19 protein-coding genes are annotated in these 22,952 nt (G+C 71.9%); 11 read left to right on the top strand and 8 right to left on the bottom strand.

Going from position 1 to position 22,952, the window contains the following annotated elements:
- The first annotated feature begins 205 nt into the window (after nucleotides 1–205).
- Nucleotides 206–1,858: a protein kinase gene (locus tag ACGFIQ_RS33750; protein WP_393249982.1), complete on the top strand. Its 1,653-nt coding sequence runs from the start codon at nucleotides 206–208 to the stop codon at nucleotides 1,856–1,858.
- 38 nt (nucleotides 1,859–1,896) lie between these two features.
- Here ACGFIQ_RS33750 and ACGFIQ_RS33745 read toward each other — a convergent pair whose 3' ends face one another.
- Complete coding sequence (locus ACGFIQ_RS33745) at nucleotides 1,897–2,568, bottom strand: potassium channel family protein (protein WP_393249980.1); 672 nt, start codon at nucleotides 2,566–2,568, stop codon at nucleotides 1,897–1,899.
- Nucleotides 2,569–2,748: 180 nt separating this feature from the next.
- On the bottom strand, nucleotides 2,749–4,083 hold the full coding sequence (locus ACGFIQ_RS33740; protein ID WP_393249978.1) for a TrkH family potassium uptake protein: 1,335 nt from the start codon (nucleotides 4,081–4,083) through the stop codon (nucleotides 2,749–2,751).
- 141 nt (nucleotides 4,084–4,224) lie between these two features.
- On the opposite strand from ACGFIQ_RS33740, the gene ACGFIQ_RS33735 reads away from it, so the two are divergent.
- The 7 genes from ACGFIQ_RS33735 (at nucleotide 4,225) to ACGFIQ_RS33705 (ending at nucleotide 11,474) form a co-directional block, all read left to right on the top strand.
- Nucleotides 4,225–5,337 (top strand): glycerophosphodiester phosphodiesterase, encoded by a 1,113-nt coding sequence (locus ACGFIQ_RS33735; protein WP_393249976.1) that lies wholly within the window; start codon nucleotides 4,225–4,227, stop codon nucleotides 5,335–5,337.
- A 575-nt stretch (nucleotides 5,338–5,912) separates the two neighbouring features.
- Nucleotides 5,913–7,112 carry a substrate-binding domain-containing protein gene (locus ACGFIQ_RS33730; RefSeq protein ID WP_393249974.1) on the top strand — a complete coding sequence of 400 codons (1,200 nt, stop codon included), beginning with the start codon at nucleotides 5,913–5,915 and terminating at the stop codon, nucleotides 7,110–7,112.
- Between the two features lie 3 nt (nucleotides 7,113–7,115).
- The gene (locus tag ACGFIQ_RS33725) at nucleotides 7,116–7,859 is read left to right on the top strand and encodes an ABC transporter ATP-binding protein (RefSeq protein WP_363684381.1); all 744 of its coding nucleotides are present in this window, start codon (nucleotides 7,116–7,118) and stop codon (nucleotides 7,857–7,859) included.
- 53 nt (nucleotides 7,860–7,912) lie between these two features.
- Nucleotides 7,913–8,641, top strand: a complete 729-nt coding sequence (locus tag ACGFIQ_RS33720) for an ABC transporter ATP-binding protein (protein WP_393249988.1) — start codon at nucleotides 7,913–7,915, stop codon at nucleotides 8,639–8,641.
- Complete coding sequence (locus ACGFIQ_RS33715) at nucleotides 8,641–9,531, top strand: branched-chain amino acid ABC transporter permease (RefSeq protein ID WP_393249971.1); 891 nt, start codon at nucleotides 8,641–8,643, stop codon at nucleotides 9,529–9,531. The genes ACGFIQ_RS33720 and ACGFIQ_RS33715 overlap by 1 nt, the downstream gene beginning before the upstream one ends.
- Nucleotides 9,528–10,625 (top strand): branched-chain amino acid ABC transporter permease, encoded by a 1,098-nt coding sequence (locus ACGFIQ_RS33710; RefSeq protein ID WP_393249969.1) that lies wholly within the window; start codon nucleotides 9,528–9,530, stop codon nucleotides 10,623–10,625. The genes ACGFIQ_RS33715 and ACGFIQ_RS33710 overlap by 4 nt, the downstream gene beginning before the upstream one ends.
- A 102-nt stretch (nucleotides 10,626–10,727) precedes the next feature.
- Entirely contained in the window at nucleotides 10,728–11,474 is a 747-nt protein-coding gene (locus ACGFIQ_RS33705; protein WP_393249967.1) for an SDR family NAD(P)-dependent oxidoreductase, read from the top strand.
- 108 nt (nucleotides 11,475–11,582) lie between these two features.
- On the opposite strand, the gene ACGFIQ_RS33700 is transcribed toward ACGFIQ_RS33705, so the two are convergent.
- Nucleotides 11,583–12,404 (bottom strand): hypothetical protein, encoded by an 822-nt coding sequence (locus tag ACGFIQ_RS33700; RefSeq protein ID WP_393249965.1) that lies wholly within the window; start codon nucleotides 12,402–12,404, stop codon nucleotides 11,583–11,585.
- 142 nt (nucleotides 12,405–12,546) lie between these two features.
- Here ACGFIQ_RS33700 and ACGFIQ_RS33695 point away from each other — a divergent pair, with 142 nt between their 5' ends.
- From ACGFIQ_RS33695 to ACGFIQ_RS33685, 3 genes are all read left to right on the top strand, one after another.
- Entirely contained in the window at nucleotides 12,547–14,310 is a 1,764-nt protein-coding gene (locus ACGFIQ_RS33695) for a BTAD domain-containing putative transcriptional regulator (RefSeq protein WP_393249963.1), read from the top strand.
- 39 nt (nucleotides 14,311–14,349) lie between these two features.
- On the top strand, nucleotides 14,350–16,470 hold the full coding sequence (locus ACGFIQ_RS33690) for a RecQ family ATP-dependent DNA helicase (protein WP_393249961.1): 2,121 nt from the start codon (nucleotides 14,350–14,352) through the stop codon (nucleotides 16,468–16,470).
- A 230-nt stretch (nucleotides 16,471–16,700) separates the two neighbouring features.
- On the top strand, nucleotides 16,701–17,780 hold the full coding sequence (locus ACGFIQ_RS33685) for a hypothetical protein (RefSeq protein ID WP_393249959.1): 1,080 nt from the start codon (nucleotides 16,701–16,703) through the stop codon (nucleotides 17,778–17,780).
- Nucleotides 17,781–17,902: 122 nt separating this feature from the next.
- Here ACGFIQ_RS33685 and ACGFIQ_RS33680 read toward each other — a convergent pair whose 3' ends face one another.
- From ACGFIQ_RS33680 to ACGFIQ_RS33660, 5 genes are all read right to left on the bottom strand, one after another.
- Complete coding sequence (locus tag ACGFIQ_RS33680) at nucleotides 17,903–18,319, bottom strand: helix-turn-helix domain-containing protein (protein ID WP_357807702.1); 417 nt, start codon at nucleotides 18,317–18,319, stop codon at nucleotides 17,903–17,905.
- A 273-nt stretch (nucleotides 18,320–18,592) separates the two neighbouring features.
- Nucleotides 18,593–19,792, bottom strand: coding sequence for a class I SAM-dependent methyltransferase (locus ACGFIQ_RS33675; RefSeq protein ID WP_393249957.1), 1,200 nt, complete (start codon nucleotides 19,790–19,792; stop codon nucleotides 18,593–18,595).
- Between the two features lie 88 nt (nucleotides 19,793–19,880).
- Complete coding sequence (locus ACGFIQ_RS33670; RefSeq protein WP_393249955.1) at nucleotides 19,881–21,569, bottom strand: DEAD/DEAH box helicase; 1,689 nt, start codon at nucleotides 21,567–21,569, stop codon at nucleotides 19,881–19,883.
- Between the two features lie 366 nt (nucleotides 21,570–21,935).
- Nucleotides 21,936–22,163, bottom strand: coding sequence for a DUF3107 domain-containing protein (locus ACGFIQ_RS33665; protein ID WP_393249953.1), 228 nt, complete (start codon nucleotides 22,161–22,163; stop codon nucleotides 21,936–21,938).
- A 64-nt stretch (nucleotides 22,164–22,227) separates the two neighbouring features.
- Nucleotides 22,228–22,866, bottom strand: coding sequence for a TetR/AcrR family transcriptional regulator (locus ACGFIQ_RS33660; protein WP_030489514.1), 639 nt, complete (start codon nucleotides 22,864–22,866; stop codon nucleotides 22,228–22,230).
- Between the last annotated feature and the right edge of the window lie 86 nt (nucleotides 22,867–22,952).

Below are 22,952 nucleotides of genomic sequence, written 5' to 3'. Positions count from 1 at the left end.
CTTGTGGGCGTCGTCGGGGGGGGGGGGGTGTGGGGGCCCCCCCCCCCCCCCCCCGCCCCCCCCCCGGCCCCCCCGGCCGGGGGGGGGGGGGTCCCCCCCCCCCCCCCCCCCCCGGGGCCCCCCCCACGCCCTGAACGGGTGACAATCCTGACCGATTCCGATACTCCAGGTGTAGGGCGGTTGATCCTGGGCAACAACGGTCACCATGGGCGGTGGGGACCGAAACAGCGCGCAGCTTCTCGATGAGCGGTACCGGCTGATCGAGCAGCTCGGCGCGGGCGGCATGTCAGTGGTGTGGCGCGGCTACGACGAGGTGCTCGGCCGCCAGGTCGCGGTGAAGGTGCTGGCCTCCAGGCTGGCCAGCGACCGGGCCTTCCGTCACCGGATCCGGATCGAGGCGCAGGCCGCCGCGCGACTCTGCCACCCCAACATCACCAACGTGTACGACTACGGCGAGTCCGAGCAGGTCGGCCTGACCGTGCCGTACGTGGTGATGGAGCTGGTCGACGGCACCTCGCTGGCCAGCCGACTGGGTCGGGAGAGCCAACTGCCCTGGCGGGAGGCGGTGACGATCGGCGCGGAGGTCAGCTCGGCGTTGACCACCGCGCACGCCCGGGGCGTGGTGCACCGCGACGTCACCCCGGGCAACGTCATGCTCACCTCCACCGGGGTCAAGGTCGTCGACTTCGGCATCTCCGCGCTCGTGGGGGAGAGCGAGAAGGGGCCGGACGGCGCGCTGTTGGGCACACCCGCGTACCTCGCACCGGAACGGCTGGACAACGGCCAGGTGTCCCCGGCCACCGACGTGTACGCCGTCGGGCTGCTGCTGTACCGGATGCTCACCGGCCGGCTGCCGTGGCAGGCCACGACGACCACCCAGATGTTGCGCGCACACATGTACACCGACCCGGAGCCGATGCCCACCGTCGTGGGGCTGCCCGACGAGGTGACCGACCTGGTGGGGCGCTGCCTGGCGAAGCGGCCCGCCGACCGACCGGCCTCCGCCGAGCTGACCCGGACCCTCTCCGACGCGGCCGGCATGCTCGCGGCGGTGCCGGTCTCCCCGGCCGCCGGCCCCCTGGACCCGGCCCTGCTGAGCAACGCGCGGACCACGATTCTGCCCTGGTCGGCGGCGACCGACGCGATGCCGCTGCCGCGTACCCGCGAACGGGACCGGCTGGCCCGGCAGCGGGTGACCCGGCGTCGGCGGGTGGAGGCCGGAGTGGCAGCCGTCGGGCTGATCGCGGTCACCGGCGTGATGTGGGGGTTCACCTCACGCAGCCCGGCCAACGGCGAGGGCCGGCCGACGACCGAGGCCCGGATGGGTCTGCCGACTGCGGCGCCCTGCGAGGTGGCGTACGCGCTGCGGACGGACTCCGGCACCGACTTCGCCGCCGACCTGACGCTGACCAACACCGGTGACCGGGAGCTGCGGGACTGGGCGATGAGTTTCAGCTTCCCCGGCCAGCAGACGGTGACGAAGGCGGAACCCGCACCGGTGCACCAGCAGGGGAGCACCGTGGTGATCCGGCCGGCGGCCCAACGCAACACGCTGGCCCCCGGCGCGGCTGAGAAGCTCACCCTCACCGGGACGTACAGCGGGACCAACCCGCTGCCGGTGGAGTTCCGGCTCGGCGAGGCGACCTGCGGGGTGCGCGTCTCCGGGGTCGCCGGCAGCACGCCGTCCGCGGCCCCGCCGCCCAAGCCGGCCGCGACGAAGGCCCCGCCGAAGAAGACGACTGTGCGTGCCGGCACCGGCGGCGGTGCGCCGAAGGCCAAGCCGCCGACGGCGCCCAAGGGCCCGGCGAAACCGAAGGCCGCGGGCCCGGGTGGTGGTCAGGGAAAAGCGCCAAACTGACCGGGGAGCGTGGTCACGGCCCGCACCCGCGGTGACGGTCAGCGTTGCCCGGCGAACCGCTGCACCTGGTCGATCCCACCCTCCACGATGAGCACCCCACCCTGAGGGAGCGCGGTGTTGTCGTCCGAGGTGTAGCGAAAGCGTTCACCCGGCAGCTTGGCGCCGACCACCCGGATCCCGTAGTGCTCCTCGGGTCGCAGTTCGCGCAGGGTACGACCAACCAGGGTCTCGGGCACCCGCACGGTGGCGATGGCGAAGTCGTCGTCGAACTCGATGAAGTTCAGCAACCGGCTGACGATCAGGTGCGCCACCCGGTCCCCGGTCTCCGCCTCCGGGAAGATCACGTGGTGGGCGCCCACCGACGACAGGATCTTGGCGTGCTTCTGCGAGGTGGCCCGGGCCCAGATCTGTGGCAGGCCCAACTCGACCAGGGCCAGCACGGTGAGCACACTCGCCTCCACCGAGGCCCCGATGGCCACCACCGCCTGGCCGAAACCGGTGATCCCGAGTTGCCGCAGCGCCCCCTCCTCGGTCGAGTCCGCCTGCACGACCCGGTCGAGCTGCGCCGACCAGCGCTGCACCTGCGCCGGGTTGTGGTCGATGGCCAACACCTCGCGGTTCATCCCGGTCAGCGACCCGGCCAGGTGGCAACCGAAGCGACCCAACCCGATCACCACGATGCCGCCGCTGTCCGCTCGTCTAGCCGACACTTGCCCCTCCTCGTGCTAATGCCTGTTTCATAAGAACTGGCCGGCCTGCGGCGGGCCCGGCCGACGACCGGCGGCGTTGCGGTTTCGTCCGGATACAACACCGGTATCCGGACGAAACCGCGCCTTGCCGGATCGCCGCCCGGACTCCGCCTCGGCGCGACCGCCCTTATAAAACAGGCCTCAACCGACAACTGGTTGTTCCTGGGGATAGCGGTAGAGCCGGCGTCGCGTGTTCAGGGCGATCGCCGACCCGAGGGTGAGCGTCCCGACCCGACCGATGAACATCAGCACGGTCAGGACCAGTTGACCGCCGGCCGGCAACTCGGCGGCCAGACCGATGGTCAGACCGGTGGTGCTGAACGCGGAGGTCACCTCGAACAGGGCCGCGACGAAGCGGACGCCCTCGGTGAGCAGCAGCAACGTCATCGTGCCGGCCGTGACCAGTGCGACGCTCAGCAGCGCCACGGTGATCGCCTGCCGCTGGCTGGCGGTGGCCACCCGGCGGTGCCCGACCGTCACGTCGGGCTCGCCGCGCAGCTCCGCCCAGATGGTGAACGCCAGCAGGAAGAACGTGGCGACCTTGATGCCACCCGCCGTGCTGGCGCTGCCCCCACCGATGAACATCAGCACGATCAGTAGGGGGTAGCTCTCCTCCTGGAGGGCGTCGATGTCCAGGACGCTGAAGCCACCCGTGCGGCTCAACGCGATCTGGGTGAACGACGCGAGCATCTTGCCGGGTACGTCGTACTGGCCGATCGTGCTCGCGTTTGTCCACTCGGCGGTGAGCAGGCCGACGAAGCCGATCACCAGTAGCACGCCGGTGCCCCAGATGGTCAGCTTGGTCGCGACCACCCAGTGCGCCGGTTGGCGCCACTCGCGGACCGCCTCGAACAGGGCGGGGAAGCCGAGCCCGCCGATGATCGCGCCGACCGCCAGCGGCAGCGACACCCACGGATCGCGGCTGAAGGCCAGGAGGCCGTCCGAATAGAGCGCGAATCCGCCGTTGTTGAAGCCCTGCACGGCGTGGAAGACACCCGACCAGAGGGCCCGCCCGGGTGGGTAGTCGTAGGCCAGCCAGAGCCGAGCGGAGACCAGCGCGGTCATCACCGCCTCGCAGGCGAAGACGGTCACCGCGATCCGGCGCAACAACCGACCCACCTCGCCGATGCCGAACTCCGCGGTCTCGGCCTGTACGAGCAGCCGGTTGCGCAGCCCGAGCTGACTGGAGACCACCAGGATGACGAGCGCCGCGACGGTGAGGATGCCGAGACCACCGAGCTGGGTGAGCAGGGTGATCACCACCAGTCCCCAGCCGGACCAGTAGTTCGGCGTGTCGGTGATCGCCATGCCGGTGACCGAGACGGCCGAGGTGGCGGTGAAGAGCGCCGTGACCAGGGGCGGGCGCTGGTGATCGGAGGTCGCCCAGCGCGCCATCAGCAGCCCGGTGCCGAGCAGGATCGGCACCAGGAACGCGAACGGCACCAGCCGCACGGGGTTGCGGAAGAACCGGCGCACCAGACAATCTTCCTTTTCCGCTCACCCCCTGGCACGGGAACGCGCATACCCGGAGATTCACCTCCCGGCCAGCCATCGACCAACTGCCGGCCAATCCGGGGCGGTCTGCTGTAGCGGCTTCCCCCACGACAGGAGACGGCGATGCGACGTACCCTTCCGACCCTCGGCCTGGCCGGCGTGCTGCTCGCCGCCGCCGTGGCCGTGCCGACCATGGCCGAAGCCGGCCCCGCGACCGACGCGGACCGCTCCCGGGCGACCGGCCGACCGATCGTGATCGGTCACCGGGGTGCCAGCGGCTACCGGCCGGAGCACACGTTGGAGGCGTACCGGTTGGCGATCCGGATGGGTGCCGACTACATCGAGCCGGACCTGGTCTCCACCTCCGACGGGGTGTTGGTCGCCCGGCACGAGAACGAGATCTCCGGCACCACCGACGTGTCCGCACACCCGGAGTACGCGACCCGCAAGGCGACGAAGACCATCGACGGCGTCGCGGTGACCGGATGGTTCACCGAGGACTTCACCCTGGCCGAGCTGAAGACACTGCGGGCCAAGGAGCGGCTGCCGCAGGTCCGGGTGGCGAACACCGCCTTCGACGGCCGCTTCGAGGTGCCCACCCTCCAGGAGGTCATCGACCTGGCCCGAACCGAGGGGCGGGCACGGGGCCGCACCATCGGCATCTACCCGGAGACCAAGCACCCGAGCTACTTCGCCTCGATCGGCCTGCCGTTGGAGGAGCCGCTGCTGAAGGCGCTGCGGCAGAACAAGCTGGACCGGAAGAACTCGCCGGTCTTCATCCAGTCGTTCGAGACGGCCAACCTGCGCCGGCTGAGCCGGCTGACCGAGGTCAAGCTGGTCCAACTGCTCGACGCCACCGGCCGCCCGTACGACTTCATGGTCACCGGCGACACCCGCGGCTACCAGGACCTGGCCACGCCGGCCGGGCTGAAGTGGATCGCCGGGTACGCCGACGGCATCGGGGCGAACAAGAACCTGATCGTGCCCCGGAACGCCGCCGGTGCCCTGCTGACCCCGACCAACGTGGTACGCGACGCGCACCGGGAGCACCTGCTCGTGCACTCCTGGACGTTCCGCGCCGAGAACCAGTTCCTCCCGGTCGACTTCCGGATCGGCACCGACCCGAACGGGCGCGGCGACATCACCGCCGAGTACGAACTCTTCCTCGGCCTGGGCCTCGACGGCGTCTTCAGCGACCACCCGGACACCGCCGTCGCCGCCCGCGCCGGCCGCTGACCCGGTCTCACCGGCAACCGACCCCTCCGACCCCGGCCCGGAGCTGACCTGCTCCAGCCGGCCACCGGGCCGACACGCCCGGCCCACGCGCTGGCCCGTCGTCCGCCACCCGGACGACGGGCCAGCGACAGTCCAGGCCAACACGCGCAAGATCGAGGTATGTCGAGGGGTCGGTCCAGGGGCGACGTCCGCTCCTGACGGGGCTCCACTCGCAAGATCGTGCTCGATCCAGGATCGAGTGGTATCGCCGCGACGACGAGGCCACTACATCCTGGATCGAGCACGCTCATGACGGGGCGGGCCGGGCTTGAGGCAGCAACATCGGGGAAGTGGCCGAGCACGACGGGCCGTGCGGCTGACCGAACGGGGCGAATGGCGCGAGGCGACACATCCGCCGGGTGGCCGGTGGGGGTGCGGGCCACCGGGGGAACCGGCCACGCGGTGGCGGTGCGGCCCGTTGTAACCCCCGGCCACCTCATTCCCGTTACTTGTGTGTTTCCGCCACATAGCCCGTGGGTGACGTCACTTCTAGCGTGAGCCGACAACACAGCATCCTGTCCTCACCTGGAGTCGCGATGACGGTCCGGCACACGCGGCGGGCGTTTCTCTCCGCCGCCACGATGATGGCCGCGGCGCTGGCCGCCACGGCCTGCGGTAGCCCGCAGGACACCGCCACCGGCGGCGGCGACAACGCCGCACCGGTCAAGGTCGGCCTGGTGTACTCCCAGTCGGGAGCCCTGGCCAGCTACGGCAAGCAGTACATCGAGGGGTTCAAGGCGGGGTTGGACTTCGCCACCCAGGGCACCGGCAAGGTCGGTGACCGGAAGATCGAGCTGACCGAGGTCGACGACGCGGGTGACCCGGCCAAGGCGGTCTCCGCAGCGAAGGACCTGATCGGCAAGGGCACGAAGATCATCGCTGGTTCCACCGCCTCCGGCGTGGCGTTGCAGGTCGCGCCGATCGCGGCACAGAACAAGGTGCTGTTCATCTCCGGCCCGGCCGCCACCGACGCGGTGACCGGCGCGAACAAGTACACGTTCCGCTCCGGCCGGCAGTCCTACCAGGACGTGGTCACCGCCAAGTCGTTCATCGGCGACCCGACCGGCAAGAAGGTGGTGGTCTTCGCCCAGGACGGCGCGTTCGGTGACGCCAACGAGGCTGCCGTCAAGGCCGTCATCGGTGCCGCGGGTGCCACCGTGAGCAGCGTCCGGGCGCCGGCCAGCGCCACCGAGTTCACCCCGTTCGCCAGCCAGATCAAGGCGGCCAAGCCGGACCTGCTCTTCGTGGCCTGGGCCGGCACCACCGCCCCGGCCATGTGGCAGAGCCTCGACCAGCAGGGCGTGCTCTCGTCCACCACAGTCGTCACCGGCCTGGACATCCGCTCGTCCTGGCCCACCTTCGGCGCGGCCGGCACCAAGATCTCCTTCCTGTCGCACTACTTCGACGGTGCCAGCGACACCGAGGCCAGCACGGCACTCAAGGCCAAGGTCAGCACCATCGACCTGTTCCACCCGGACGGCTTCGCCGCCGCCCAGATGGTGGTCCGCGCGGTGCAGGAGGGCGGGGACGACGTCGACAAGATGGTCACCGCCCTGGAGGGCTGGAGCTTCGACGGGGTCAAGGGCAAGATGACCATCCGGGCCGCCGACCACGCCCTGCTCCAACCGATGTTCCAGGCCAAGCTGACCGGCAGCGGCACCGCGTTCACGGCCACCGCGCAGAAGAGCCTCACCGGTGACGAGACCGCGCCGCCGGCCGTGGCGATGAAGGGCTGAGCCATGCTCGCCACCCGCGGTCTGACCTGGCGGATCGGTGAGGTCGCCATCGTCGACAGCGTCTACCTCGACCTCGCGCCCGGGGAGTTCCTGGGCGTCATCGGGCCGAACGGCGCCGGCAAGACCTCACTGTTCAACCTGATCACCGGCCTGCGCCGGGCCACGGAGGGCCGGGTAGTTCTGGATGGGCAGGACATCGGGGAGCTGCCGCCGCACCGGCGGGCCCGCCTCGGTCTGGGACGTACCTTCCAGGCGTCCTCGGTCTTCGGCTCGCTGAGCGTGCGGGAGAACGTCCGGCTCGCCGTGCAGGCGCACCGCGGGGGCTCGATGGCGCTGTGGCGGCGGGCGGCGGCCGACCGGGAGGTCGCCGCCGCCGCCGACGCGGCGCTCGACCGGGTCGGCCTCGCCCACCGGGGTACGGCACTCGCCGGCACCCTGGCCCACGGCGAGAAGCGCAAGTTGGAGATCGCTCTGCTGCTCGCGGGCGAGCCGCGGGTGATGCTGCTGGACGAGCCGATGGCCGGAGTCAGCGCCGAGGACGTGCCCGAGCTGGTGGCCGTGATCAAGTCGTTGACCGGCGACAGCGGCCGGGCGGTGCTGATGGTCGAACACCACATGGACGTCATCCTCGAGCTGGCCGACCGGATCGCCGTCATGCACCACGGCGCGCTGCTGGCCTGCGACACCCCGGAGACGGTGATGGCCAACCCCACGGTGCAAGAGGCCTACCTCGGGGAGGCGCTGTGAGCGCGAGGAGTGAGCCGGGTTTGCGAGCCCCGCAGGCGCGAACCGAGCCAGCCCTGAGCGAACCGATCCTCAGTGTGCAGGACCTGTCGGTCCGGATCTCCGGGCTGCACATCCTCCAGGGGGTGTCCTTCACTGTCGCCCCGACCGGCGTGACAGTCCTGCTCGGCCGCAACGGCGTCGGCAAGACCACCACGCTGCGCGCCATCCTCGGGCTCACCCCGCCCGCCGGGGAGGTCCGCGGCACCATCCGGATGGGCGCGCAGAGTCTGCTGAGCCAGCCCACCCACCGGCTGGTCCGCGGTGGGCTCGGCTACGTGCCGGAGGACCGGGACGTGTTCGCCGGCCTCACCGTCGCCGAGAACCTCCGGCTCGCCGAACGGCGCGGCACCAGCCCGGCGTACGACAAGGTCTTCGCGCTCTTTCCGGAGCTGGACCGGCGCGGACGGCAACGGGCCGGTTCGCTCTCCGGCGGGCAGCAGCAGATGCTCGCGATCGGGCGGGTGCTGCTCAACGACAACCGGCTGCTGCTCGTCGACGAGCCGACCAAGGGGTTGGCGCCGAAGGTGGTCACCGAGGTCGCCGAGGTGCTGGAACGGGTCGCGGAGTCGGTGCCGGTGCTGCTCGTCGAGCAGAACCTGGCGGTGGTACGCCGGCTGGCCCGCGACGCGGTGGTGCTGGCCGCCGGCAGGGTCGCCTGGACGGGCGACGCCCGCGAGCTGCTGCTGGAGACGGCGTTGACCAAGTCGCTGCTGGGTGTGGGCTCGGCGGAGGTGAGTCACTGATGGACACCGTGATCCTGTTGACGTTGACCGGGCTGGGCCTGGCGGCGCTGTACTTCCTGGTCGCCTCCGGCCTGTCCCTGGTCTTCGGTCTGGCCGACGTGCTCAACTTCGCGCACGGGCTGTTCCTCGGCGTCGGCGCGTACGGCACCTGGTGGGCGGCGGGCAACCTGCCGGGCGCGGGCTCGGACGGGTTCGGCTTCGTGTTCGCGGTCGCGTTCGGGGTGGCCGCCGGCACGCTGGTGGCGATCCTCGTCGAGCTGGTGCTGATCCGCCCGCTCTACTCCCGCACCATCGAGCAGGTGCTGGTCACCGTCGGTCTGTCGCTGGCCGGGGTGGCGTTGTTGCAGGCCACCTGGGGTGCGGACGCCCGGCCGTTCCCGCGCCCCGACTGGACCCGGCAGGTGACAGGCATCCTCGGCGCGCAGGTGCCCAACGGCGGTCTGCTGCTGATCATCGCGGCGGTGCTGGTGCTCGGCGCGATCCTGGCGTTCCTGCGCTGGACCCGGTACGGCCTGGTGATCCGGGCCGGTGTGGAGAACCGGGAGATGGTGACCGCGCTCGGCATCGACGTGCGTAAGGCGTTCACGCTCGTCTTCGCGATCGGTGGGGCGGCCGCCGCGCTCGCCGGGGCGCTCGGCGGGGTCTACTTCGGCACCGTCTCGCCCGGCCAGGGCAGCTCGCTGCTGATCTTCGCGTTCATCGTGGTGGTGATCGGCGGGATGGGCTCGGTGGTCGGCTCCGCGTACGCGGCGGTCGTCGTCGGGCTGGTGCAGCAGTTCGTCAACTACTACGGCACGTCCGGGCTCGGCGACATCTGCGTGGTCGGGCTGCTGGCCGTGGTGCTGCTGCTGCGTCCGCAGGGCATCGCCGGAAAGGTGGCAACGGCATGACGCTCATCGAGGCAACACCGGCACCGGCCCCCACCTCGCCCCGACCGGGCCGGGTGCACCGCGTGCGTCAGTTCCTGCCGTTGGTGGCGGTGGTCGTGCTGGCGATCCTGCCGTACTCGACGATCTCCCTGCCGGGGATCTTCGAGGGGCCGCTCAACTCGCCCGGCACCCTGCAACTGCTCGCCATCTGCCTGATCTTCGGCGGGCTGGCCGCCGGGTACGACCTGCTCTTCGGTCGGACCGGCATGCTCTCCTTCGGGCACGCGCTGTACTTCGCCGCCGGCGTGTACGGCACCGACATCCTCGTCACCCGGGCCGGCCTGCCGCTGTGGCAGGCGGCGCTGCTGACCATCACCGGCGGCACCATCCTCGCGGCGCTGCTCGGCGCGGTGGCGCTGCGGACCGTGGGCATCGCGTTCGCCATGGTCACGCTGGCGTTCGCCCAGGTCGGCGCGATCCTGGTCGCGCGGGACTTCGGCGGCCTCACCGGTGGCGAGGAGGGCCTGCCGCTGGACGTGTCCGGCCTGCCCGCCGGGCTGGTGGGGGTGACCAACACGGTCAACCTGTACTGGTTGGCACTCGCGTACCTGACGCTTGTGGTCTTCGTGGTGCACCGGGTGAGCGGGTCGCCGACCGGGCGGGTGCTCGCCGGGCTGCGCGACGACGAGCGGCGGATCGGCGTGCTCGGGCTGGACCCGTACCGCTACAAGCTTGTGGCGTTCACCCTGGCCGGCGGGCTGGCGTCGGCGGGCGGGGTGGTCTACGTCCTGATCGTCGGCGGCGCGTCACCGCACATCACGTCCTCCGAGCTGACCCTGTCGCTGCTGGTCATGGTGGTGCTCGGCGGGCCGGGCACCCGGTGGGGGCCGGTGCTCGGCGGCGTCCTCTACATGTACCTGGACCACCGGCTCACGGCCTTCGGCACCAGCGACGCGGTGGACAACCTGCCGGCCGTCCTGAGCCGTCCGCTGAGCCAGCCCCTCTTCGTCCTGGGCACGGTCTTCATCCTGGCCGTCTACTTCTTCCCCGGCGGCCTGACGAGCCTGGCCCCCCGCCTGGCCCCCCTAACCCGCACCCTCCGCCCCCCACGCTGAGCCCCGTTGACCCCGTCGATCATGGGGTTACAGCCACGACACGCCGTGGTGGATGGCGATAACGTCATGATCGACGGGGTTCTGTGGATGGGGAGGTCGGACATGGGGTCGCGAATTGCTGTTGTCAGTGGGGGCGGGAGCGGGATTGGGGCGGCCGTCGCGGGTTCGCTCGCGGGGGACGGGTACGACGTTCTGATCGTTGGGCGGCGGGCCGATGTGGTGACGGCTGCCGCCGAACGGATCTCCGTTGAGTGTGGGCGGCCGGAGGCCGTCACCGCCGTGGCCGCGGACCTGACCGACCCGGCGCAGGTCGACCGGGTGCTGACGGCGGTTGGCGGTCGGCCGGTCGACGTGGTGGTCAACAACGCTGGCAGCTATCTGGCCGGAGACACCGACACGCTGGCCGGGATCGCCGCCCACTGGCGGGCCAACCTGGACGCCAACGTCCTCACCGCCGTACTGCTGACCGAGGCGCTGCGGCCGGTCCTGCGCCGACCCGGCGGGCGGGTGATCCTGGTCAGCTCGATCTCCGCGCAGCGGGGCGGCGGCGGGCCCTACTCGGCGGGGAAGGCGGCCCTGCACGGCTGGGCGTACGACCTGGCGGCGCAGCTCGGCCCGGACCAGATCACGGTCAACGTGGTGAGCCCGGGCTATGTCGCCGAGACCGAGTTCTTCGGTGATCGGATGACCGCCGAGGGGCACGCGAAGCGGGTGGCGGCGACCCTGGTCGGGAGGGCCGGGGTGCCGGACGACATCGCCGAGGCCGTCCGCTATCTCGCCAGCCCGGCCGCCGGCTACGTCACCGGCCAGGTCCTCGGCGTCAACGGGGGGTCGGTCCTCGGCCGCTGACGCACGGCGGGGCAGAGTGCGCTGGCCATCGCGCTGCGCGCGCTCGCCCACACGTACACCGAAGGGCGGCGGACCCCCGTGTGGCCGCCGCCCTTCGTGCGTCATGGGTCAGTTGTTCAAGATCTCGTACGCCATCTTCGGCGCGTTCGTCGCGGCGGCGCCGGTCGGTACGCTGATCTTCGGCGCGGTGCCGTAGTCGGCGTAGTTGATCACGTAGTCGTACGCCTTCGCCTTGCCGGCGGCCGGGATCTTCAGCGTCAGCGAGGACAGTTGCTTGTCCGCGCCGACCACCGCGGTGAACGGCACCGTCTTGGCGGCCTCGCCCAGCGCCGCCGCCTCACCCTCCTCCAGCACCTTGGCGGCGTTACCGGCACTGACGTCGATGACACCGGCGTACTGCCCGGGGCTCTGCTCCTGCACCGAGGTGGCCGCCTGGATGAGCGGACCCGCGTTGCCCTGGTCGGCACCGTCGTAGGCCGGGATTGTCTCGCTGTCGGTGAGCTTCGTGCGGTCCAGCTTCATCCACTTGTCCGGGAACTTCGGCAGGCCCGCCTGGCCGGTCAGCTTCATCTTCATCCAGGCTTCCTCGGCAATGATCAGCACCGACATCTTGACGGAGATGCCATCGGCGCCGGGCGGAATCGTGGTGTTCAGTTCGACGCCCTTCGCGTCCGGGTCGACTCGCCCGCTGATCGTGCTTGTCGCGTCCTTGCCGCTGAACCGGAACGTTCCCTCGGTGCCGTCCGGAACGGCGTCGAGGAGCGTCTCCTTCGGGTCGGCGGTCGGGCTGGCGCTCGGGCTGCTCTGCGGTGCCGAGGCCGGTTCGCTCTTGGGCCCGCACCCCCCGAGCAGGGTGGTTGTGGCCAGCATGGCGGCGATCACGCCAACCGTGCGTCGGGTGGTGCTCGCGCTGCCCGTTGCCTGTGTCATCACATTTCTCTTTCTCGCTGCGTGGCCTGTGCCGGTGACCATCCTGTGGGCGGGCACGGCGGTTCGGCTGCCGATATGCTGCCGTCCGGCTGCCGGGCACTGCCGTCCGGCGCTGCCGGAGGTGTCAGGAGCGGAAATTCGCATGTCAGCAACGCTGCGTTTCGAGATCCTCGGGCCTCAGCGGGCCTGGTACGCCGACCGCGAGATCGACCTCGGTCCCGGCAAACAGCGTGCCGTGCTGACAGTTCTGCTGCTGTCCGCGGGTCGTCCGGTGCCCACCGGGCAGATCGTCGAGGCGGTCTGGCCGGAGGATCCGCCGGCGAACGGCCCCAACGTGGTGCAGAAGTACGTCGCCGGATTGCGTCGGGTGCTGGAACCGGACCGGTCACCGCGTACGCCGGGGCAGGTGTTGAGCCTGACCGACGCCGGCTATCTGCTCCGCGTCGATCCGGACGCGCTCGACGCGGTCCGTTTCCAGCGGGGAATCCACCGCGCCCGGCAGCGACGCGCCGAGGGTCGTGCCGCCGAGGCGCTGACCGAGGTGACCACCGCCCTGGCGCTCTGGCAGGGAGAGCCGTTCACCGGCTTCACCGGGCCGTTCCTGGAGGCGGCCCGGCAACGCCTGGTCGAGCTGCGGGCCGTCGCGTTGGAAACCCGGGCCGACCTGATGCTGGACCTCGGCCGGCACCGCGAGATGGTCGGGGAACTCGTGGAATTGGTGGCCGAGTTCCCGGTCCGGGAACGACTGCGGCACCAGCTCCTGCTCGCGCTCTATCGCAGCGGGCGGCAGGCGGAGGCGCTCGCGGCCTACCGGGAGTTCGCTGACCTGCTCCGGGAGGAGTACGGGATCGAGCCGGGCGAGGCACTTCAGGCACTGCACCAACGCATCCTCTGCTCCGACCCGACCCTCATCGCAGGCGTCCCGGAAACAGGGTGGCCCGCTTCGACTTCCGCCGCGCGGCAGGCAGAGAACGCGGTGCCGGCGCAACCGTCCGCCGACTCGCATCCGGCTGCCCCCACCGCATCGCCCTCCGCATCACCGCCCGCCCAGGCCGTCCCGGCGCGGGCATCGATCCCACCGCCCCCGGCGGCCGTCCCGCCGTACGCGGATCTGCCGTCACCGTTGTATCCCGCACCGTCCGCCGGGCCGCCGTCCCCGTTCGCGGTCGACCAGCCGCGCCCGGAGCGGCACCCGCTGCCGACGTGGGTGAGCACCACGGCCACCGTCGCCGGCACCCTCCTGCCACTGCTCTCGTTCGGCACCGGGACCTGGCTGGTGATTCTGGCGTACGCGGTGCGGCGCCGCAGTCGACGGCTCGGCCTCGCGGCCGTCGGCTATCTCCTCACCGCGGTGTTGCTGGTCTTCATGATCGCCACCGATGACCTGGAGAAGGAGGACTCGGCGGCCGAGGCGTTCCTCGGGCTCGGCGTGATCGGCCTCTGCTGGCTGGTGGGCGCCCTGCACGTGGTCCTGCTCAACCGCTGGGTCTGGGGGCGGATCACCGGCCGGCCGCAGCTGGCCCAGGCACGCGACGAGGAGCGCCGGCTGCGCCGCGAACAGGCGCGCAACCTGCTGCACCGCTATCCCTCGGCGCGTCTGGAGTTCGCGATCGGCCGCCCCGACCTGCCCCGCGCCTTCGACGACGGCGGGCTGGTGGACGTCAACGCCGTACCCGACCACGTGCTCGCCACACTGCCCGGGCTCACCGACGCGCAACGCCGGCAGGTGGCGATGGACCGGTGGGTACGCGGCCCGTACGCGTCGATGGAGGAGCTGGCCGCGCGCTGCCCGCTGCCCCTCGGGGTTGTCGACGGGCTTCGCGGCGTCCTGCTCTTCCTGCCGCCGCCCGTCCCGCCGACGGACACGCCGTCGGCGGTGGAGGCGGGGCCCACTGTGCCCCGCTGATCGTGGGGTTTCTCCGGCGCGGGCTGGTAGAAATGCCGGATGGGCGACGAGCGGGCGGCGGTACGGGAGCGGGCCGAGGCGGTGCTGCGTCGGCTGGCCGGCGACCACGCCCGGCTGCGCGAGGACCAGTGGCGGGCCATCGAGGCACTTGTCGTCGACCGGCGGCGGGTGCTCTGCGTGCAGCGCACCGGTTGGGGCAAGTCGGCCGTCTACTTCGTGGCCACCGCCCTGCTGCGCGCGGGCGGTGAGCACGGCCCGACCGTCATCGTGTCGCCGCTGCTGGCGTTGATGCGCAACCAGGTCGAGGCGGCAGCTCGGGCGGGCATCCGGGCTCGCACGATCAACTCGGCGAACCTCGACGAGTGGGACGAGATCACCGCCGAGATCCAGACCGGTGCGGTGGACGTGCTGCTGATCAGCCCGGAGCGGCTCAACAACCCCGACTTCCGTGACGGCGTGCTGCCGAAGCTGGCCGCGACCACCGGGCTGCTGGTGGTCGACGAGGCGCACTGTGTCTCCGACTGGGGGCACGACTTCCGGCCCGACTACCGGCGACTGCGTACGTTCCTCGCCGAGCTGCCGGAGCGCACTCCGGTGCTGGCGACCACCGCCACCGCCAACACCCGGGTCACCCAGGACGTGGCGGAGCAGTTGGGTGACGCCCTCGTCCTGCGCGGCACCCTGGACCGCGAGTCGCTGCGCCTCGGCGTGCTCGACCTGCCCAGCCCGGCGCACCGGCTGGCCTGGCTCGCCGACCACCTGGACCAGCTGCCCGGTTCCGGCATCGTCTACACGCTGACCGTGGCGGCAGCGGGGGAGACGGCCGAGTTCCTGCGCTCCCGCGGCTACCCGGTCTCCTCGTACACCGGTCAGGTCGAGGACGCCGACCGTCGGGCCGCCGAGCAGGACCTGCTCGACAACAAGATCAAGGCGTTGGTCGCCACCAGCGCGCTCGGCATGGGCTTCGACAAGCCCGACCTGGGCTTCGTCGTGCACCTGGGCGCGCCGCCCTCGCCGATCGCGTACTACCAGCAGGTCGGCCGCGCCGGCCGCGCCGTGGAGCACGCGGAGGTGCTGCTGCTGCCCGGCGTCGAGGACGCCGCGATCTGGCGCTACTTCGCCTCACTGGCGTTCCCTCCGGAGCAGCAGGTGCGCGCCGTGCTGGCCGCCCTGCACACCGACCGACCGCTCAGCACCCAGGCCCTCGAACCCCTCGTCGACCTGCGCCGGGCCCGGTTGGAGCTGATGCTCAAGGTCCTCGACGTGGACGGCGCGGTCCGCCGGGTGCGCGGTGGTTGGCTCGCCACCGGCGAGCCGTGGGTCTACGACGAGGCCCGGTTGCGACGCGTCGCCGAGGCACGCACCGTCGAGCAACAGGCCATGCGGGAGTACGCGGCCACGCCCGACTGCCGAATGCGGTATCTACGGGAGTGCCTGGACGACACCGGGGCGACCGACTGCGGGCGGTGCGACAGATGCGCCGACCCGCTCTTCGTCGCCGACGTGTCGACGGCAGCGCTCGCCGCCGCACAGACGTTCCTGGGCCGACCCGGCGTGGAGATCGCCCCGAAGAAGCTCTGGCCGACCGGGCTGGACGCGGTGGGCGTACCGCTGAAGGGCCGGATCGCCCCCGCGGAGCAGGCGCTGGCCGGCCGGGCCGTCGGGCGCCTCTCCGACCTGGGCTGGGGTGGGCGGTTGCGTGATCTCGTCGGCCCGGAGGCACCGGACGCGCCGGTGCCCGACGACGTCGCTGGCGCGGTCGTGGAGGTGCTGAAGGCGTGGGCGCACGGCGACGACCCGTGGCCGCGCCGGCCGGTAGGTGTGGTCGCGGTCGGTTCCCGGCGGCGGCCCCGGCTGGTCGGCTCCTTGGCCGAGCGGATCGCCGCCGTGGGCCGGCTGCCGCTGCTCGGCGAGGTCACCCCGGCCGGTCCGGGCGGCCCGGCGGGGCCGCGCGGCAACAGTGCCCAACGGGTACGCGCGTTGCACGACACGTTCACCGTGCCGGCCGACCTGGCCGACACCCTGACCGGGCTGGATGGTCCGGTGCTGCTCGTCGACGACCTGGTCGACTCCGGCTGGACGATGACGCTGGTGGCCCGGGCACTGCGCCGGGCCGGCGCACCCGACGTGCTCCCGCTCGCCCTCGCCGTGGCTGGCTGATCCACGCTGGCCCTTGCCGTGGTTGGCTGACCCATGCTCGCCTGCAGCTTGGCCGGCTGATCCACGCTGGCCCGCACCGGTTCCGGCTGACCCACGCCGCCCCTGCGGCGGGGCGGGCCGGTTCGCGCAGGTTGGCGCGGGAAAGTTCCCGGGCGGCGGCGAATGCGACGGTCGCCACGCCGTCCGGGCGGCGGCCTGGGGTGGCTGGCCACGGCGGTACGGTGGGCGGCATGACCGACCAGCACCCCGCCGCCGTGCCGGTGGTGCCTGACCAGGCCCCCCACGCGCCGGTGGTGGCTGCTCCGGTCTCCGACGTGCCGGTGGTGGCTGCTCCGGTCTCCGACGTGGCGGCGTCCGACCGGGCCCCCGACGAGGCGGTGGTCTCCGACTCGGTCTCCGCCGCGCCGGACCGGAGCACACTCCGGCTGGCACTTGTGGTCGGCGGGCTGGTGCTGGCGGTGCTGCTCGGCTTCGGCCTCGGCCGGCTGAACGCCACCGGGACCACCACCGGCAGCCCGTCATCCCTGGCAGCCGAGCACACCGACCCCCCGGGCATCGGCCCACACAGCCACGGCACCGCCACGAGCACCGACCAGGGCGCGGCCATCGAGCCGGGCGGGCTGGCGGTCAGCTCGGCCGGGCTCACCCTTACCCCGCTGGGCACCGAGTTCGCGGCCGGTCGCCCCGGTCAGCTCCGCTTCCAGGTGCGCGACACGCAGCGCAGGCCGGTGACCCGCTTCGCGGTCGTCCACGACAAGCCGATGCACCTGATCGTCGTCCGCCGCGACCTGGCCGGCTACCAGCACCTGCACCCGACCATGGCGGCGGACGGCATCTGGTCGGTGCCGTTGACCCTCGTGCAGCCCGGCGTCTGGCGTGCGTACGCAGACTTCACCGTGGTCGCCGACAACGGCGCGCAGACCGCGGTGACCCTCGGCACGGACCTGGTCGTGCCCGGCGACTACCAGCCTCGGCCGCTGCCCGCACCGGCCACCTCGACGACGGTGGACGGGTTCACCGTCGGCTTCCAGGGCACTCCGCAGGTCGGGGCGAGCGTGCCGCTGACCTTCCGGGTCGACGGCGCAGACGGTGCGGCGCCGCTGGAGCGTTACCTCGGGGCGTACGGGCACCTGGTGGCGCTACGCGAGGGCGACCTCGGCTACCTGCACGTGCACCCGGAGACCGAGCTGGTAGACGGTCAGATCAAGTTCTGGCTGGCCACCCCCGGCCCCGGCCGCTACCGCCTCTACCTGGACTTCCGGGTAGGCGCCGAGGTCCACACCGCCGAGTTCACCAGCACAGTCCCCTAACCCGCCCCGGCCCCCGGCTCTGTTGATCATGAGGTTATTGCCAGGCCCTGCGGCGTGTCGCGGCAACAGCCTCATGATCAACGCGTGGGTGGGGGTGTGGTGGGGTGGGGGTGGGTGGGGGGTTAGCCGGCTCGGCGGATGGGGCGGCGGGCCAGGTAGCGGAGCAGGTCGCGGATGTGGTGCTTCTCCTCGGCGGGGACCGTCGGGTCGGCCAGTCGATCGAGGATGGCCCGGACGTCGGCCTCGACGGGGCCGTCGTCGTGGCGTCGGCGGGGCGTGGGGCCGGCGTCGGGCAGGCCGAGCGCGCGGAACGCGGCAGCGACCGGCAGGTCCAGTGCGGCACAGAAGCCGCGGACTTTGGCGAGCTCGGGGTAGTCCTGCCAGTCACCGGCCAGCCAACGGAACACGGTGGAGCGGCCCACGCCCGTGTGTGCGGCAAGATCGGTCACGGTCCAGCCACGTTCGTCGCGAGCGTCGTCGATGGCGCGCCGGACGAAGCGGGCGAAGGCCATCTGCGGTGTTGCGTCGGCTGATCCCATCCCTGTTTTTCTTTCCCCCTGCCGGAGCGCCGGGACGATGCGCCTTCCGAGGGTAGTACGCCCGAGGGCCGAAACCATTGACTGAGCGCACAAACTGTCCCGTGGGTGAGACTTTTTCTCCGCCAGGATGTGCACCGACCGAAACTCGCACCGAGCGATCATCATCACTGTTCCACTGGGCTCGGTGCCCGTCCCGACCGGCGGTGGCGAGCGGGTGACGAGTGGCGAGCGCACCAGCGACCGGGATCGTCGCGGCAACGGCGAACGGCGTCGCTAGCCGTCGCCCAGGTGCCGACCCGGTGTCGCGGGCTGTCGGTCGGTCGGCTCCCCGTCGGTGGCCAGCAGGGTCGCCAGCCGGGGCGTGACCTGCCACTGCTCCACCAGCTCGCGGTATTCCGCGCGCTGCGGTTCGGTCGCCTCGACGCCGGTGTGGCGGGCGCGGATCAGGAGGTTGCGCGGCGTGTGCTGGGAGTCCACGAACTCCACCACCTCGGCCCGGTACCCGTGCACCCGCAGCAGTCCGGCGCGCAGCGCGTCGGTGAGCACGTCGGCGAAGCGTTCGCGGAGGATGCCCTGCCGGGTCAGCAGGTCGTACGGGGTTGGGGCGGGGTGCGCGCGGAGCTGCTTGGCCAGGTCGTGGTGGCAGCACGGCGCGGCCAGCACCCAGCGGGCCTCCCAGCGCACCGCTCGGGCGAGCGCCTCGTCGGTGGCGGTGTCGCAGGCGTGCAGCGCCAGCACCAGGTCGGGGGCGGGGTCGACGACGGCGTCGGCGATCGTGCCGGCCACGAAACTGACCTGGTCGGCCCAGCCCAGCCGCTGCGCCAACTCGGTGTTGCGCCGCCGCTGGTCCTCCCGGACATCCACGCCGATCAGCTGGACGTCGAGCCCTCGGCCGGACAGGTAGCGGTACGCGGCGAACGTCAGATAGGCGTTGCCGCAGCCCAGGTCGACCACCCGCAGTGGCCCGGTCAGCTCGTCGGGCAGGGTCGCGGCGAGGGCACGGAGGAACGCGTCCACCTGGCGGCGCTTGGCCGCCGAGCCGCCGATCTCCGCGAAGATCGGGTCACCCGGGTCGAGCAGGTATTCCTTCGTCCGGTCGTTTCCGGTGGGCGTCGCCGCCGGCCGGGACGTCGCGGCTCGGTGCACCTGTGCCTCGCCGGACTTGGTCACCCGCAGTTGGAGGGTCGCGTCGGCTGTCTCGACGTGCCAGTTGCCGAACGGCTCGGCGAGCAGTTCGTCGATCGCCGCGGCGGCCTCGGGGCCGGAGGCGAGGTTGCGAGTGTACGGGCGAGCACCGTCGGACGTGGTGATCTGCATCCGGGGCCCGGCCTTGAGCCGCACCGGCCGCAGTTCGGCCCGCTCAACGGTGGGGCGGCGGCCGCGTCGACGTCCGGCGGCGACCGCACGGGTCAGCGCGGGGTCGAGCAGCAGCGCCCGAACCTCGGTCAGGGCGGCGTCCAGTGGTTGCGGCATCGTTCCATCTTCGGCAGGTGGGGTGGGAGAAGGGAACATCCCCCGTACCGCGCGAGGCGGTGCGGGGGATGTCAGGTGTGGCTGGTGGTCAGTCGGCGGTCGCCTCGGCCGGCGTACCCGAATCGGAACCGCCACCACGACGGCGCCGACGGCGGCGCGGCTTCGACGGCTCGCCGTCGGACGCGGCGACCGGCTCGGTGGGGCCGGCGTCCGCGGAGATCACCGCGGTCGGCTCGCTTCCGACCGCCTCACCGGCCCGGCGGCGACGCCGGCGGCGGGGGGTACGGGTGCCTTCCTCGGCCGCGTCGGCAATGGGCGCCTCGGCGACGGCTGGCGTGCCGGAGTCGGAGCGGTCCCGGCGACCGTCACCCCGACCGCGGCGCTCGCCGCGGCCCTCGCCCCGGCTCTCACCGCGTCGGGGACCCCGACCACCGCTGTCGCCGCGGCGGGAACGGGTCGTGCCACCCAGATCCTCTTCGATCTCGGCGGACAGCCCGGCCCGGGTGCGCTCGACGGTGGGCAGCGTGCCGCTGACCTCGGTGGAGATGTGCAGGTCGGTGTAGAGGTGCGGCGACGTGTGGTACGTCTCCGGCGGCTCCGGCATCTCCAGACCGAGGGTCTTGTCGATGATCCGCCAGCGCGGCATGTCGTCCCAGTCGACGAAGGTCACCGCGACGCCCGTCGCGCCGGCCCGGCCGGTGCGACCGATCCGGTGGGTGTAGGTGTCCTGGTCTTCCGGGCAGTCGTAGTTGATCACGTGGGTGACGCCTGTGACGTCCAGCCCGCGGGCCGCCACATCGGTGGCGACCAGAATGTCGATCTTGCCGGCCCGGAAGGCTCGCAGCGCCCGCTCGCGGGCACCCTGGCCGAGGTCACCGTGCACCGCGGCGACCGCGAACCCGCGGAAGTCGAGATCCTCGGCGACCCGGTCGGCGGCCCGCTTGGTCCGGGTGAAGATCATGGTCAGCCCACGCCCCTCCGCCTGGAGGATGCGCGCCACCACCTCGACCTTGTTCATCGAGTGGGTGCGGTAGACCAACTGCTGCGTCTGCGGCGACGGGCCGGTCTCGGAGGTGTGCCCGGCGTGGATCGTCATCGGCTGGCGCAGGAAGCGCCGGGACAGGGTGACGATCGGGTCCGGCATGGTGGCCGAGAAGAGCATCGTCTGGCGGTCTTCCGGGAGCATTGCCAGGATCTTCTCGACGTCGTCGAGGAAACCCAGGTCGAGCATCCGGTCGGCCTCGTCGAGGACGAGTGCGTGCACCCGGTCCAGACGGAGGTGCTTCTGCTTCTGCAGGTCCATCAGTCGGCCCGGGGTGCCGACCAGGATCTCGACGCCCTTGCGCAGCGCATCGATCTGCGGCTCGTACGCCACGCCGCCGTAGATCGGCAGCACCCGGACGCCGCGCGTCCGGCCAGCGGCGGCCAGGTCCTTGGCGACCTGGATGCCCAGCTCACGGGTGGGGACAACGACCAGCGCCTGGGGGACGCCGTCGCTGCCCTCGCCCGGCGCGAAGACCCGGTCCAGCAGTGGCACGCCGAAGCCGAGGGTCTTGCCGGTGCCGGTGGGCGCCTGACCGATCAGGTCGACGCCGCGCAGCGCGATCGGGATCGCGTACTCCTGGATGGCGAACGCGCGGGTGATGCCGGCCGAGGCCAGGGCCTCGACGGTCTCGGCGCGGGCGCCGAGTGCGGCGAACGTGGGGGCCTCCGGTCGAACCGGGGCGGTGGGGGCCAGTTCCTGGCCGTCCAGCAAATCTTGAGTCAGCTCGCTCATGTGGATGTGGGGGTGCCCTCTCGTGGGTGCGCCCGTCATGTCCTCAGGGCGCGATCGGTATGACGCGGGCCACACGGTCGGCGGCAGATTGCCGAGCCGGACCGGGCCGCACGCGCGCCGCGGGCTGAGCTTCGATCAGATCGGCGCCCACGGCAACTGCTCCATGCTACCTGAACAGGCATGGCTTCGTCCCGATTCCCCGCCGGCCAGACGCCACGCGGGGGCCACGATCGTGACTTGTGTCACAGGAGAGAGAGGTGGGGGGCGTACCCCGTGCGGGTCACCGGCGCCCGCCGAGCGGCGCACCGAGCCGGGGCCGGCCCGCGGCAGGTGGCCAACGCCGACCTGCCGCGATGGCCGGACCGGTCAGCGGACGGTGAAGCCGACCGAGCGGGACGACGCCTCGGCGATCTCGACGTAGGCGACCTTCTCGATCGGCACGATGACCCGTCGGCCCTTCTCGTCGGTCAGGGAGAGCGTGCCGCCGTTACCGGCGAAGGCGTCGGTCACGATCTGCTCGATCTCGGCCGGCGACTGCGCGCTGTCCAGTACCAGCTCACGCGGCGCGTACTGCACGCCGATCTTGACCTCCACTGTGCCTCCTCAACTGGGGCGTAAGAACCGCCCTGCGAAGGCTATCCGATCACGGGGTCGGCGGTCAGGCTGACTCACCTTGCAGCGGGAAGCTCGCGATGCCCCGCCAGGACAACGCGGCCACCAACGCCTCGGCCTCGGCCTTCGGCACCTGGCGGCCACCGGCCAGCCAGAACTGCGCGGCCGTCTCCGCCGCGCCGACGAGCCCGGAGGCGAGCAGCTCGGCGTGGGCCCGGCTCACGCCGGTGTCCGAGATGATGGTGTCGGTGATCGCCGCGATGCAGCCCTGCTCGACCCGCTCCACCCGCTGCCGCACCGCCGGGTCGTTGCGCAGGTCCGACTCGAAGACGAGGCGGAAGGCCTCGCTCTCGTGGTCGACGAAGTCGAAGTACGCGCGCACCGACGCGCTGACCCGCTCCTTGTTGTCGCTGGTGCCGCGCATCGCATCCTGCACCTGAGCGACGATGGCGTCACAGTGCGTGTCGAGCAGTGCCAGGTAGAGATCCATCTTTCCGGGAAAGTGTTGGTAGAGCACCGGCTTGGAAACCCCGGCCCGCTCGGCGATGTCGTCCATCGCGGCGGCGTGGTAGCCCTGCGCGACGAACACCTCCTGCGCCGCAGCGAGAAGCTGCTTACGGCGCGCGGAGCGGGGCAGGCGGGTGGGCCGGCCGGCGGTCTGTGCACCGTTCCCCGCAGCGGTCATGGGATCCTCCGAGTTCTCCGTACGAGCCGGCATTTTCCCCCCAGACCGGGCGAGGCCCGTGGCCCCCGTCGTGGAAATGCTCCGCC

The sequence above is a fragment of the Micromonospora sp. NPDC048898 genome, assembly GCF_043198035.1.
GTDB lineage: Bacteria > Actinomycetota > Actinomycetes > Mycobacteriales > Micromonosporaceae > Micromonospora.
The sequence above is the reverse complement of the archived record's forward strand: the minus strand, read 5'-3'. Positions and strand labels throughout refer to the sequence as shown.